General features: G+C 60.5%; 12 protein-coding genes and 4 pseudogenes. 9 read left to right on the plus strand and 7 right to left on the minus strand.

Features of this window, described 5'->3' with window-relative positions:
- Positions 1-141 (minus strand): annotated as a pseudogene (locus tag AB4Z48_RS39650) (ABC transporter permease); the annotation flags it as partial.
- A 66-nt stretch (positions 142-207) separates the two neighbouring features.
- The gene (locus AB4Z48_RS39655; protein WP_441624247.1) at positions 208-369 is read right to left on the minus strand and encodes a hypothetical protein; all 162 of its coding nucleotides are present in this window, start codon (positions 367-369) and stop codon (positions 208-210) included.
- Positions 370-821: 452 nt separating this feature from the next.
- Between AB4Z48_RS39655 and AB4Z48_RS39660 the strand changes: the two genes are divergently transcribed.
- The 4 genes from AB4Z48_RS39660 (at position 822) to AB4Z48_RS39675 (ending at position 5,881) form a co-directional block, all read left to right on the plus strand.
- The gene (locus AB4Z48_RS39660; protein ID WP_441624249.1) at positions 822-1,478 is read left to right on the plus strand and encodes a response regulator; all 657 of its coding nucleotides are present in this window, start codon (positions 822-824) and stop codon (positions 1,476-1,478) included.
- 322 nt (positions 1,479-1,800) lie between these two features.
- The gene (locus AB4Z48_RS39665; protein WP_441624251.1) at positions 1,801-2,916 is read left to right on the plus strand and encodes a porin; all 1,116 of its coding nucleotides are present in this window, start codon (positions 1,801-1,803) and stop codon (positions 2,914-2,916) included.
- A gap of 439 nt (positions 2,917-3,355) precedes the next feature.
- Positions 3,356-5,338 carry an acetate--CoA ligase gene (gene acs, locus AB4Z48_RS39670; protein WP_441624253.1) on the plus strand — a complete coding sequence of 661 codons (1,983 nt, stop codon included), beginning with the start codon at positions 3,356-3,358 and terminating at the stop codon, positions 5,336-5,338.
- Positions 5,339-5,584: 246 nt separating this feature from the next.
- Positions 5,585-5,881, plus strand: coding sequence for a hypothetical protein (locus AB4Z48_RS39675; RefSeq protein WP_441624254.1), 297 nt, complete (start codon positions 5,585-5,587; stop codon positions 5,879-5,881).
- Between the two features lie 87 nt (positions 5,882-5,968).
- Here AB4Z48_RS39675 and alr read toward each other — a convergent pair whose 3' ends face one another.
- The 3 genes from alr to AB4Z48_RS39690 all read right to left on the minus strand — a co-directional run bounded on the left by alr (position 5,969) and on the right by AB4Z48_RS39690 (position 8,635).
- Positions 5,969-7,078 carry an alanine racemase gene (gene alr, locus AB4Z48_RS39680; protein WP_441624256.1) on the minus strand — a complete coding sequence of 370 codons (1,110 nt, stop codon included), beginning with the start codon at positions 7,076-7,078 and terminating at the stop codon, positions 5,969-5,971.
- Between the two features lie 113 nt (positions 7,079-7,191).
- Complete coding sequence (locus AB4Z48_RS39685) at positions 7,192-7,725, minus strand: aminotransferase class V-fold PLP-dependent enzyme (protein WP_441624258.1); 534 nt, start codon at positions 7,723-7,725, stop codon at positions 7,192-7,194.
- 52 nt (positions 7,726-7,777) lie between these two features.
- Positions 7,778-8,635: a GNAT family N-acetyltransferase gene (locus AB4Z48_RS39690; protein ID WP_441624259.1), complete on the minus strand. Its 858-nt coding sequence runs from the start codon at positions 8,633-8,635 to the stop codon at positions 7,778-7,780.
- Positions 8,636-9,031: 396 nt separating this feature from the next.
- Here AB4Z48_RS39690 and AB4Z48_RS39695 point away from each other — a divergent pair, with 396 nt between their 5' ends.
- The gene (locus AB4Z48_RS39695; RefSeq protein ID WP_441624261.1) at positions 9,032-9,901 is read left to right on the plus strand and encodes a cupin domain-containing protein; all 870 of its coding nucleotides are present in this window, start codon (positions 9,032-9,034) and stop codon (positions 9,899-9,901) included.
- 141 nt (positions 9,902-10,042) lie between these two features.
- Here the strand turns inward: AB4Z48_RS39695 and AB4Z48_RS39700 are convergent, their stop codons facing one another.
- Positions 10,043-10,978 (minus strand): LysR family transcriptional regulator, encoded by a 936-nt coding sequence (locus tag AB4Z48_RS39700; RefSeq protein ID WP_441624263.1) that lies wholly within the window; start codon positions 10,976-10,978, stop codon positions 10,043-10,045.
- 390 nt (positions 10,979-11,368) lie between these two features.
- On the opposite strand from AB4Z48_RS39700, the pseudogene AB4Z48_RS39705 reads away from it, so the two are divergent.
- The 4 genes and pseudogenes from AB4Z48_RS39705 to AB4Z48_RS39720 all read left to right on the plus strand — a co-directional run.
- A pseudogene (locus AB4Z48_RS39705) lies at positions 11,369-11,461 on the plus strand (FAD-dependent oxidoreductase); the annotation flags it as partial.
- A 31-nt stretch (positions 11,462-11,492) separates the two neighbouring features.
- Positions 11,493-11,834 (plus strand): annotated as a pseudogene (locus AB4Z48_RS39710) (FAD-dependent oxidoreductase); the annotation flags it as partial.
- Positions 11,835-11,951: 117 nt separating this feature from the next.
- A complete protein-coding gene (locus AB4Z48_RS39715; RefSeq protein WP_441624264.1) occupies positions 11,952-12,653 on the plus strand; it encodes an HAD-IA family hydrolase in 702 nt (233 codons plus the stop codon).
- 85 nt (positions 12,654-12,738) lie between these two features.
- The gene (locus AB4Z48_RS39720) at positions 12,739-13,089 is read left to right on the plus strand and encodes a cupin domain-containing protein (RefSeq protein WP_441624266.1); all 351 of its coding nucleotides are present in this window, start codon (positions 12,739-12,741) and stop codon (positions 13,087-13,089) included.
- Between the two features lie 155 nt (positions 13,090-13,244).
- On the opposite strand, the pseudogene AB4Z48_RS39725 reads toward AB4Z48_RS39720, so the two are convergent.
- A pseudogene (locus AB4Z48_RS39725) lies at positions 13,245-13,434 on the minus strand (sarcosine oxidase subunit beta); the annotation flags it as partial.

Genomic DNA, 13,434 nt, shown 5'->3' on the forward strand with positions numbered 1-13,434 from the left:
GGCGTCCTGGCCGAGCTGTTCCTGCGCGGCATCGCCGGGCAATACCGCGGTGATGGCGAAGACGATGGCCGAGACGGCCAGTAGCGAGATCAGCGCCAGACCGATGCGCCGCGCCAGCAGACGCAAGATGAACAGGTTCATGGTGTCTCCTTTCTTAGTTTGTAAATCAGGCCGCGAGTCGCACGTGATCGACTGGCGAATCACCCATCAGACGCCCGGTGGGATCTGGCAAAAGCCCTGGATCTGCTTCCGCTGCGGTATGGAACGCCTCGCGCTGAAAGATTTCGAAAAACGGTGGTGCAGGGCGCTCATGATCCGGGTTGATTCGTCTGGGCCGATAAAGCTCTCGAACGGCTTCTTCTCTGACATGGCAATGACTCCTGGAACGGGGGCCAGGGTCTTTGTGGGATGCGACATTGAAGCATGTGCGCTCAAGCAATTAGTGGGGTAATCCGGGCCATGACAGTAATAGCTGCGGTTTCATGTGTCCCATTTGGCATTGCATGCCGTGCGCTCAGCGCGCGTGCATGTGCACCGCAATATCGGTCGGGATTTACCCTAGGAGTGCGTCATCTTGGTGCGAGCCCGGATGCAGTAATTTTTTCCTATCAGATGCTCGCGTGTTCATCGCATCATGATTTCCCCTTTTCGCCCGGCGCTGCCACCACTGCAATGACATACGCCACGAATCCGCACGATGTAGACGACACGGCAGCCCTGGCGGTCCTGGACAATCTGCGCCGTGGCGAGCCGCTCAGCGGTCTTGTCGACCGTGTGAAAGGGTACTTAAAGATTGTGCGGCTCTATTCTGCTTCCAGGCGATGACCACCAAAACTACCGCTGTGATTGCCGACGATCATCCCGTGGTGCTCGCCGGACTGGCGCCGTACATGGCACGTCAAGGCATTGACGTCATGGCCATCGCGGATAGCGTCAATGGGCTCCTGTTGGAACTCAGGAAGCATGCATTGCTACTGCCGGATATCGTCATCATCGGCTATGACTATGGTGGAGAGATCGACGGGTTACGCCTGATAGAGCGACTACGCCGGATGTACCCCAAGGTGAAGATCGTGGTCTTCTCCGGGGCGCGTCCAAACGGCCTGGTTCGTCAATTGCTGGCGAAAGGTGCCCACGCGTTTGTCGCAAAATCAATGGATCTGCAGTTCGTGGCGGATGCATGTCAAGCCGTCCGCTCAGGTTCCAAGTACATCGACCCCGCCACGGAGAGGTTGTTGATTGCACCGCCCCACCTTTGCGAAGACCGGTGCGACGATCGTCTTAGCCCACGCGAACGCGAGGTAATTCGTCTCCTGGCGCAAGGCTATCCGCTTCAGGAGATTGCACGGAAATTCCAGCGCAGCGTCAAGACGATCAGTGTCCAGAAGTGCTCGGCCATGAGCAAGCTTGGGCTGCGAAATGAAATTGAACTGGCCATGTACCTTGTCAAGGACAGGCACGCGGTGATCGAGTCCTGACTACAAGCGGTGCGCTAGCAACCGTAGTGTGAAAAAAATGGGGCTGCCCAAGAGCAGCCCCGTACGGGCTCTACTGCAAAGCCATGGAAAGTGTCGATATATGCTGATGAACATACACGAGACAGCAGAGCTACCGCACATCCTAAGCCGATACTTGCCTGACGGATATAGGCGGTTGCCTAAAAGAAGCTTTAGATTAAATAGCAACACTGATGGTCAAACTACGGATTGTTAATTATCAAAAAACAGATGCAGAATCCGAGTCGCCCCAATTCGAACCGATACGAATTGGATACTTACTGTTCTTCGAGGAAATCATTTCATGAAAATCAATCTGTCGGCCCTTGCAGTCGCCTTGCTGGTGGTCCCCAGCGCGTATGCGCAATCGAACGTAACGTTGTACGGTGTTGCGGATGTGGGTATTGAATACCTGAACAAGGCCGTTGCTTCGACGGGTACCGTACCGGCCGGTGCCCAGGGAAACAATCTCTGGGCCCTGCAATCTGGCAACCAGTCCGGATCGCGCTGGGGACTGCGCGGCGTAGAAGACCTGGGTGGCGGCATGAAGGGCATCTTCCTGCTGGAAAGCGGCTTCAACCTGGATACCGGCACCTCGGCGCAGGGTGGCCGTCTCTTTGGTCGCGGCGCCTACGTCGGTCTGCAGAACCAGTGGGGACAGCTCACCCTGGGCCGGCACACGACGCCGTTCTATGACTTTGGCGTTACCTATGACCCGATGGCGATCGCGAGCCGCTATTCCATCGGTGCACAAGACCCGTTCATGGGCGGGGCGCGCGCCGACAACTCCGCCAAGTATATGGGGACGTTCGGCGGCCTGAGCGTGACTGGCCTGTATAGCTTCAACAATAACAACCAGGAGGTCGCGGGCAATTTCACCAACGGGCGTGAATACTCGTTCGCTGTGAACTATGCTGCGGGCGGATTCGCCGTTGGCGCCATTTACGACCAGTCGAACCGGTCGGCAGCCACGGCTCTTTCGACCAATAGTCTGATCAGACGGGCCGCAGTCGCCGGGACATACACCTTCGGTCCTGCCAAGCTCTACGGCGGCTACCGATATGCCCACGCGTTCAACGGTGCCACCCTGCCTGGTGTTGCGCTGACCAACACATTGTCGAACCTCGGTTGGGTCGGCGTTGGCTATCAGGTATCGCCGGCGCTGTCGGTCAGTGGCTCCGCGTACTACCAGAACCTGCGTCAGTCGAACGCCGGCAATCCGTGGCAGTTCGTTGCGCTGGTTGACTATGCACTGTCGAAGCGCACGGATCTTTACACGACGGTTTCATACGCACTGAACCGCGGCAAGTCGAATCTGGGGGTGAACGGGTTCAATGACCAGTTGGGTGCGAGCAGCGAAGCCGTGCAGCCGGGTGCAAACCAGTTTGGCGCTGTCGTTGGCATCCGCCACAAGTTCTGAGCTTAAGTCCGTTAGTGCAGACCCGGGGCATCTCCGGGTTCTTGATACAACTCCGTTCGGCTTCAGAGTTTCCAGGTTTGGAGCGCCGTCCGTCCCGGGACGGCTTCGCGTTGGCCGCCGGCTTCCGCATCGTGTCAGCCACAGCGGCGCAGCGTCAGGCCTCCAACTGCGGGCGAGAAAACACCGGAAATTGCAAGTTCAAAGCGTATTCGGCAGCTTCTGCCAGCGCTGCGATGCGATACTGTATCCGGATCGCGAGCCTGCTCTCGCTGTTCATGGCGAGGAAATACAAAGTACGTACCGCCGTAGCCGACAGCCATCACTGTCGTGGGCTATGCCGATTCCTTCGTCGCCATGATGCCCTTCAGACATCGCCACCGGTGATACCAGCCCGCTGGATCATCGGTTGATAATTTTCTAAACGCTCAGAGAAGTAGCCATGTCCGACATCGCGCCCATGAAACGGGAACCCGAGCTATTCAATCCGTCCGTGCAGTTTGTCAACAACGCGAACATTTCCGGCATGGAAGGCTACCGGGCGATGTGCGCTGCAGCCGAAGAAGATTACGAAGGCTTCTGGGCCCGGCATGCGCGCGACCTCATCAGCTGGCATAAGGCGTTCACCAGGACGCTGAACGAGGAGCAAGCTCCGTTCTACCGTTGGTTCGAGGATGGCGAGCTTAACGTTTCGTACAATTGCCTCGACCGCAATCTGTTGAACGGCAATGCCGAGAAGACAGCGATCGTCTTTGAGGCCGACGACGGCCATGTTACGCGGATCACGTATGCGCAGCTTCACGCAAGGGTCTGTCAGCTTGCCAACGGCTTGCGGGCGCTTGGCGTAGGGCGGGGTGATCGCGTGGTCATCTACATGCCGATGTCCATCGAAGGTATCGCCGCCATGCAGGCTTGTGCGCGCATCGGTGCGGTGCATTCCGTGGTCTTCGCCGGCTTCTCTGCCAAGTCCCTGCGCGAACGGATTATTGATGCCGGCGCGGTGGCGGTGATCACGGCCGACGAGCAGGTGCGCGGCGGCAAGCATCTGCCGTTGAAGTCGATCGTCGACGAAGCCATGGACCTGGGTGGTTGCGACACTATCAACAACGTTATCGTTTACAGGCGCACCGGCGCCAGCATCGATCTCGTCCCGGGACGTGACCGCTGGCTGGATACGCTGATCGTCGATCAGCCCATCACCTGCGCGCCGGAATGGGTCGGAGCTGAGCATCCGCTGTTCATCCTCTACACGTCAGGTTCTACCGGCAAGCCCAAAGGGGTGCAGCATGCATGCGGTGGCTATCTGCTGTGGGCGATGCTGACGATGAAGTGGACCTTCGACATCAAGTCCTCCGACGTATTCTGGTGCACGGCCGACATCGGCTGGATCACCGGCCACACCTATATCGCCTACGGCCCGCTTGCGGCGGGCGCGACCCAGGTCGTGTTCGAAGGTGTGCCGACCTACCCCAATGCCGGTCGGTTCTGGGACATGGTCCGCAAGCATCGAACCACGATCTTCTATACTGCCCCGACGGCGATCCGCGCGCTGATCAAGGCTTGCGACAAGGACCCGGACGTGCATCCGAAGCACTATGACCTGTCCAGCCTGCGCCTGCTCGGCTCGGTGGGCGAGCCGATCAATCCGGAAGCCTGGATGTGGTTTTACAACTACGTTGGCAACGGGAAATGCCCGATCGTCGATACCTTCTGGCAAACCGAAACCGGTGGGCACATGATCAGCCCGATGCCTGGCGCGACGCCGTTGCTGCCGGGCTCCTGCGCGCTGCCGTTGCCGGGGATCGTGGCCGCGGTGGTGGATGAATCCGGCAACGAAATGCCGAACGGACAAGGCGGAATCCTGGTCATCAAGCGCCCGTGGCCGTCCATGATTCGCACGGTCTGGGGCGATCCGGAGCGGTTCAAGACAAATTATTTCCCTCAGGAACTGGGCGGCAAGCTTTACCTGGCAGGCGACGGCGCGGTGCGCAATGAAAAGACCGGCTACTTCAGCATTACCGGTCGCATCGACGACGTGCTCAACGTCTCCGGTCACCGTATGGGCACGATGGAGATCGAATCGGTGCTCGTCGCTAACCCGAGCGTCGCAGAGGCCGCCGTGGTGGGCAAGCCGGACGAGACCACCGGTGAGGCCATCTGCGCCTATGTCGTGCTGAAGGGCGCCCGCCCTCAGGGCGAGGAAGCGCAGCGGATCGCCAGGGAGCTGCGCGACTGGGTCGCCAGGGAGATCAGCCCCATCGCCAAGCCAAAGGAAATCCGCTTTGCCGACAACCTGCCCAAGACACGGTCGGGCAAGGTGATGCGCCGGCTGCTGCGCAGCATCGCAAAGGGCGACCAGATTACGCAAGACCTGTCGACCCTTGAAGATCCTGCCATCCTGGAGCAGCTCAGGCGCGCGCAGTAATTTTGCGATCTGGCCGGCGCTTCGTACACAGGGCGAGGCTGGCCGGTCAATGCACGTTGGTCAGCAAATGACTATACGAGGAGACTCAGGAACTGATGGCGAACGTTGTCAAGCCCTAGCGTATGCTCGAAACGATCAAGGACGGGCATTGGAACTATCATCTGCAGGCAAATGAAGTGCTGAAGGCAGGGAACATCAAGCTGGACACGGAGGTCTGCAATGTCGCCTAAGCGACGATGGACGGCAATGCAGGAGCGTTACCCTTCGCTGGGTGTATTCGGGTACATCAACATGATGCTCAATTCGTCCATGCATCCCAGGACTCAGCACCGCGTTTTGGACTGCGTTGAGGAACAGCGCGTATGGGAGTGGCCGGGTTCGCCCGGCATTGGCATCACCCGTTTCGGGCGCTTCGAGCATTCCTGCTGTGTGACGTTCGCACGTAGCGGCCATCACGCCATGTACTACGTGTGCCAGAACGGACGCTATCTCATGGAAGAAGCGCCGACATTTGTATCCGAGTTCCATGCAGGCGATGAGTGACAGCATGCATCGTGCGACACGGTGCATGCTTTCGGGCAAAGCCGACAGTCTGCAGATCAACGCAGACCGGTTCGCTGCGCGGCGCGGTCAGTAGTCCAGCGGCTCCACTTCCACCCGTACGCGCGGTGCGATGGCGCACATCAGTTCATAGCCGATTGTTCCGGCTGCGGCAGCCACGCTGTCGATCGGAACGTGCCTGCCCCAGAGTTCAACGGACGTTCCAGGTGTGGCATCCGGACACCCGGTCAGGTCGACGGCGAGCATATCCATGGACACGCGTCCGACCGTCCGCGTATCGCGATTGCCGACCCGCACCGGCGCATAGTGCCCGATGTCGGATGAACTGGTGCGCGGATAGCCATCGGCATAACCGCAAGCAACGATGCCGATGCGGCGTGTGTCTGGAGCGACGTAGCGGGAGCCATAGCCCACTGATTGTCCGGGCCGCAGTTCCTGCACGGCCAGAATCTTGCTCTGCAATGTCATCGCTGCCCGCAGTCCTTGGTCCTGCACGTCCCGCCAGCAGCCCGAAGGCGAAGCACCATAGAGCATGATGCCGGTGCGCACCCAGTCGGTGCGGCTGTCTGGATGCCAGAGCATGCCAGCCGAATTCGCCACGCTGATCTCCCCTGGCAGTCCACGGGTCGCCGTGCGGAAGACTTCCATCTGCCCGCTGATGCCGGTCGAGCCGTCAGCGTCCGAGAAGTGGGTCATGTGCGTAATTGAACGAATGGCTTCGATGGCCCTGATTCGTTGCCAGGCTGCTCTGTAGTCTGACGGGCTAAAGCCCAGCCGGTTCATTCCTGAATTCAGCTTCAGGCAAACGTCCAGCGAACGCGGCGCCAGTTGGTACTCGGGCGCAAGCACTTCGAGCATGCGTAGCTGCGCTTCGCAATGTAGCGCCGTACTCAGGCGATGGGTGCCCAGCAAGGCGACATCGGCGTCGTCGAAGAAGCCCTCCAGCAGCAGGATCGGCTTGTTCCAGCCGAGCTCGCGCAACTGGATGGCTTCCTGCGGTTCCAGCAGCCCGAAGCCATCGGCTGCCTGCAATGCCGGGTAGACCCGTTCGATCCCATGCCCGTAGGCGTTGGCCTTCACTACTGCCCAGACACGGGAGGACGGCGCTGCGCGGCGGGCAAGCGCGAGGTTGTGGGTTAGCGAATCCAGGTGGATCGTGGCGACAATGGGACGTGGCATAGGTTGTCGGGATAGTGGGCGGGTCGCCTGGCACAGAAGGCACGGCATGCCTTGCACGGCACGCTGGAGGCGGGTCTCCCTCCGCGCCAGCTATTGCCGCGGCGGTGATGGATTTATGGCATTTTCTGGTGGTAATACTTCGCCCGTGACGGCGCCCTAACTCGCGTCTTCGGCGTGATGCCCGCTTCGTACGCCTTGAAGATTTCCTCGTCGCTTGCCGTCAGGTCGAAATCGACACATGCAACCTCGATGCCCTCCCTTTGCTGGCGCTGCTGCCATGCCGCGCACGCGCTCGGATAGTCCCACGCAGAAATCAGGACCTGGTCGTTGGCAGTGAGCGGTATGCCGAAAATGGCCGTGCTCAGACCCTCCGAAGTATTACGGTTCAGCGCGATTTCTTCCGGGCTGCAGTCGGCCAGTTGCGCGAGCTGCTGCTTGATGGCGGGGAGCTCGGCGTCGAGCTTGCTCCACATGTTGACATCCGGGTTATGGCTGACGAGGCGATAGGCATCAATCATTGCCTGTTCGACCACAAGCGGCGGGGGACTGACCGCGGCATTGTTGAGGTTCAGCAACGGCTGTTGCCTGGGATACGCGTCGCGAATGCGTTCCCAGAATGCTTCATCGGTGGCATGACTGCTGGACATTGGGTATTCCCCTGCCTTTTCCGTCATAAGATGGCGGCTGTTTCGACGTGGCTCAGCAGAGCGCCTGGTTGATGATTGCGAACTGCTTGAGCGCGCTATCCGCCGGCGGCACGCCATTACGTGCCATCGCCACGACGGTATCCACCTGAACCAGTCCCACCTGCGCGAGCCAGTCCTGCAGGCCGCTCGTTCCCGTGACATCCACTCGCACGAAAGACCCGGTGTAGGCGCCAGACCAGCAGGCAATCAAGGCTTTCGCGCGTTCACTATCGGAGGCCACCACCGGCCCGATCGCATAGCCCCGCCCGAAGCGGCGCATGACCGAAAATCCGACCGCTTCGCCATTGCGCTTCAGCACCACGGTCTCGGCCGTGGAGAGCAATGCCCTCAGCACTTCGCCCCGCGACATGCCGGTAGCGCGATTCCCCAGTTCGATGATCGTCTCGATATCGCCGGGCTCAAACGGATGCAGCGTTTCCCCTCCGGCAAGTGCAACCGGGTCGACGGCATTCATCGTGCCCTGATGCTGGTTGATGGTGCCGGTCGCGACAAAGCCGAGGCGTTCATACAGCGGCTGTCCGGCGGGGGTTGCATTAAGCAGCGTGCAGCGGTTGCCAAGCGCTTCCAGAACCAGGCGCATCAACTCACTGCCGATGCGCTTGCCTTGATGTGCCGGCGACACAATGATCATCCCGAGCGATGCTTGCTGTCCCTGCTTCCAGCAAAGCCCCGTGCCGATCGCCACGCCAGCTTGCTCGGCGACGAAGCCGGTTCCAAGGCGAAGGACAAATTGCCAGTCTTCGGCACGATGCGGCCAGCGCAAGGCTTGCGACAGCTCATGTGCGGCGGGCACGTCCTCTTCGCTCATCGAGCGGTAGGAAACTGGCGCATGGATATCGTGGCTTGGCATGGTGTCTTCCTTTTGAGTAAGCCGAATCAGCAACACGTCTGGCAGGACTACGAACTGAAGCAATCTTGCCACAGTGTTCCCGCCTCTTTACGGCGCAAATGCGATTCCACATGATCCCCTGACTGCCGCTTCATCACGCAGAGCTTATGCCGTTGGGTCAGCGCCATACCGCACAAATTGCTACGCCCACGCTCGTCCAATGGGCTTGCGGGATGCAGTCAGCTTTCGCACGGAAGGGGATTGACCGACGTCCATCAATAGCGACTTGTTCGGGATGCAGCAAATTATGCTGAACGGCACGTTAAATGCCGCTGTTTCTATGCGTGGACACTGTCCAAACGGGATACTTCAGAAGCTCGATGGTGCTGTAATTCTGTCCGGGGCGTAGGCGACGTCATGGCGGAGCTGATTCATGTCGGGACACACCTACACCGATCGAACTTTTTCCCTATTGAAGGTTTGCGCGGCTCATGGCTACGCAGCGTAATCCTCATTGAATCGCGAGAGCAAGTCATGTCGAATTTGCAGCAGGGTTCCACCGTGCGCGCCACGCCGGCTACCTTTGTCAATTTGCGCACGTTTGCGCAAGACCATTCCCTCGGTATTCCCTTCACCGACGCTTCCGAGGAAAACGACTTCCTTTTCCGCCGTCGCATGCTGGACTTGCCGCCGGGACCGGTAACCGTGGGCGTTATCACACTGGACGGCGGGTGCGGGTCGGTAAAGGCACAGCCGGCAGATGAACTCATCATCGTCTGCGAGGGCAAGCTGACGCTGACCCAGCCGGATCGCACGGTCGTGCTGGGTCCGGGCAACAGCGCTGTGTTGTTACATGACGCAGAGTTCGCCTGGTCTGCGGAGTGCCCGGTGTCGATCATCTTCATGCGCTACAACGACAGCCGCCCCGGAGCGCGCGCGCTGCTGCCGATCGCAGAAGAGCCGGCACTGGAGCCGTCCGGCGCACCTTCGGCCGCGTTGCTGCTCACCCCGACTCCAGCTTGTCGCAACTACACAGACTATCGCTCTCAGGACGGGCAGTTCGTCTGCGGCACCTGGGATTCGACTCCCTACCATCGTCGGGCGATGCTCTATCCCCACTACGAACTGATGTATCTGTTGGAGGGCAGCGTGACGTTTGAAGATGAAACCGGCCGTAGCGGGACATTTTCGCGCGGCGATATCTTCCTGGTCGAACAGAATGCGCAGTGCAGCTGGGATAGCCGTGAGCAAGTGACCAAGGTCTATGGAATTTTCCGGCCGGCCTGATTCGTATTGCGAGCCGTTGACGTTTACTGGTGGTCTCCGCTTCACTGTGAAGCCTTGCCCACAGGCAGTCATGCCTGTGGGCTTTTTATTTGATGGTGCCTTGGATGCGCTGCGCAATGAACTGCACCGCAGGCGGCATCATTAGCGTCCGACCAGCTTCAACAGGCGCAGGCCGGGATACATGCGGTCGATCTCCACCAGATCCTGGTAGGTCTCTTCGAGGATCCAGTCGCGCAGCCTGGTTACGGTAGGGCGAGGGGACGTGGGCGCCTGCTGCACCAGATAGCATTGCCGGTTCGCGACATGAACCTGCGCGATGGCCGGCACCAGCGCGCCCAGCCTCATCCAGTGGGTGACCACGTTCAGCCAGCCCGGCGCAATGCCCTGGCCGAGCATCGCCGTCTGCACCACGATCGAATAGTCGGAAAAATTCAGGTGGTAAAAGTCCCGGCTGCGCTGACCGAGCTCGGGAAACAGCGTCGGCCAGTCACGGTTGCTGTCGGTCAGGTTGATGAGGACGTCGCTGTCGCGGCCGGTATCGTCCCGATAGGCCGGGCTGCACACCGGCACGATGATTTCCGGCATCAGCAACACGCTGTTTTGCGCTGCCTCGCCTGGGGAAAAAAATCGCAGCCCCAGGTCGACGTCATGCAGAGGTCCGCCAACCTTCCCGGAGACCAGCTGGAACCGCAGGTCGACGCCGGGAAAGTCCCGCCGCAGCTTTTCCATGCGCGGCATGATCCAGTGCGTGGTAAAGGCCGTCGAAACGGAGAGCGTGACGGTCTCCAGTCCGGTTGCGCGCGTTTCGATTTCACTGATCGACGCCTGGATGACGTTGAAGCCTTCGGTGATGGCGCGATGGAGCAGGCGACCGTTCTCGGTCAGCTCGACGCCCCCACGTACCCGATTAAAGAGCCGCACGCCCATGCGGTCTTCCATGCGCGCCAGCATCCGGCTGACGGCCGGCTGGCTGACATAGAGTTCGGCGGCGGCCTTGGTCAGGCTGCCGCAGCGCCCGGCGGCCTCGAAGACGAACAGGGCATTGGCGCTGGGAAGTTTTCGCCGGAAATTTGCCATAACCTCAGATTATGTTCGGCCCAACAATTGGGATGTTGTCGTGCTGGCAGGGGCTCTCTACACTTTGTGCATCGTACAACGGATTATCGGGGCAAGGCCGTGTCTGTGCGTCACATCGGGTTATCGGCAGTCGAATTTGCCGGCGGCAAGGGAGGCGATGGCTACCTGGCCGCTCCTATTACATTGAACGCCAACGCGGCCTCGTCGGAACTGGCGCAGGCATCACCCGGACCGGCCGCGTCGGACGCATCACGGAACGTTTTGATCCCCCGCAGGGGCATCCTGGTGGACCCTGCCCACGCGGGCGCGCCTTGCTCTTCCGACCCCTATTGGCACCATGGCCTTGCGCCGTTCCCGAGCGCGGCATCCGAGCTGCCCGCCAAAGTCGATGTGGCGATCGTCGGCGCGGGATTCTGCGGCTTGTCCGCGGCCCAGACGCTGGCCAGGCAGGGTGCGAATGTCGTGGTGCTAGAAGCGCAGGGTTCGATTGCAGCGGAGGCGTCGGGCCGCAATGGCGGCCACGTCAACGATCCTGCGCACCACCATGCCGGAGGGCTTTCCGCAGCTTGCCGACGTGGCGATCACGCATTGCTGGGGCGGGTTGGTCGACATGACGCAAGACCGCCTGCCGCACGCCGGCGAGCGCGACGGTCCTTACTACGCGATGGGATTCAGCGGGCATGGCACGCAGATGGCCGTGCTGATGGGGCAGCGCATGGCCCGCGTGATGGCGGGGGATATCCTGGCCAACCCCTGGCGCATGCGCGACTGGCCTGCCATCCCGGGCCATCTGGGACCGCCGTGGTTCCTTCCCGCCGTCGGCCTGTACTTCAAGCTCAAGGACCTGGTGTCGTGAGCCCACTGAACCGGAAGTGGCCCGATCAAGCTTTGTTTCGATGTCTGGCACCGCGGTCGCCTCCATACGCGACCAGTCGGCAGTTTTCTTTCTCTTCTTTACTAGCGGAGGTATTTCATGGCACTCAAAGACTTCAAGGTACTTACGTTCGATGTGGTTGGCACGCTGATTGACTTCGAGGGCGGGATGCTCGACTACTTCCGTCGCGCCGTGCCCGGCAGCCCCATCAGCGATGAGGATTTCCTGGCCGCCTATCGCCGTACCCGCGCCGCTGACAAGACGATGTGGTATCCCGATGACCTGGAACGTTGCTGGCACCTGATGGCGCAGAGCCTTGGCCTCCCCGACTCCGACGCACTCGCCTGTGGCCTGCGGGACTCCGTGGTCAACTGGAAGGCGTTCCCGGATTCGGTCGAGGCGCTGAAGCGTTTGCGCAAACATTTCAAGCTGGTGGCGATGACCAACGCCCAGCGCTGGGCACTGACTCACTTCGAGAAGACGCTGGACTTCCCGTTCGACGACACGGTCACCTGTGACGATGCCCTGACGGAAAAGCCCGATCCTCAGTACTTCGCCTATGCGCGTGGCCGCTATGACGGCAAATGGGGTTACAAGCAGGCAGACAATCTTCATGTGGCGCAGAGCCAATATCACGACATCGGCATTGCGAAGAAGCTTGGGCTGAAGACCTGCTGGATCGAGCGCCGTCATGCACAGCCAGGATCTGGCGGCACCATGGAAGTGCCCGAGCTGACCAAGCCGGACTACCACTTCCACTCCCTGGCGCAACTGGCCGATGCGGTCGAGGACGATAAGTAACGCAGTCCTACCCGGAGGCGGTGTCGCTGTGTCGCACCGCCCTTGCTCGTCCGCCGTCTCGTATCCATCTCACTCCCTGATCTCCATGCCCATTGCCATCATTCCGCATTCCGCGTCTTGCAGTGACCTCACCGACGACGGTCCTGTCGGCAGACCGTTAAGCCAACCACCGTGCCGCACCAGCAGCTTCAAGTTTGACATCGAGAGCGCCGGACAGAACCGGGCCGGCCTTTGGGAATGCACAGTCGGCGCCTACGAACGGCAAGTTCCGGAAGCAGAAGTCATGCACATCCTTGCCGGTGAATGCCTGTTTACGCCGACGGGTGGGACGCCTATCCGGATCAAGACCGGCGATACGCTGTTCTTCCCGGCGAACACGACCGGCATCTGGGAGATCCTGGAACCCCTGCGAAAGGTCTATGTGATTCTGCAGTGAGCGGCACGCGAGCGGGGACGATCATTGCACGCTCGCGCATCTGAATAGAGCCACGAGGCGACGCATACGCCCCTCTCTCGCGTGCGAGTCGCAAGCGGGAGAGGGGGCAAACCGGCGGCACGCAGGCTTTGTCAGGCTGTGTTGCGATTACTGGATCAGTTCGTTTCCAGCAGCACCTGCGCACGCGCAAAGCGCTCGATGGCATAAGGCTCCAGCGGAATCGAGGTACGGCCCGTGGCGATCAGCTCCGCCATGGTTTCGCCCACGCCGGGGCTGATCGCAAAGCCCTCGCCATTGAAGCCGAAGGCGTAGTACAGGCCGGGCACCGTGGCGCTGGGGCCCATC

It is taken from the genome of Cupriavidus sp. 2TAF22 (assembly GCF_052115045.1).
In the GTDB taxonomy this organism is placed as follows: domain Bacteria; phylum Pseudomonadota; class Gammaproteobacteria; order Burkholderiales; family Burkholderiaceae; genus Cupriavidus.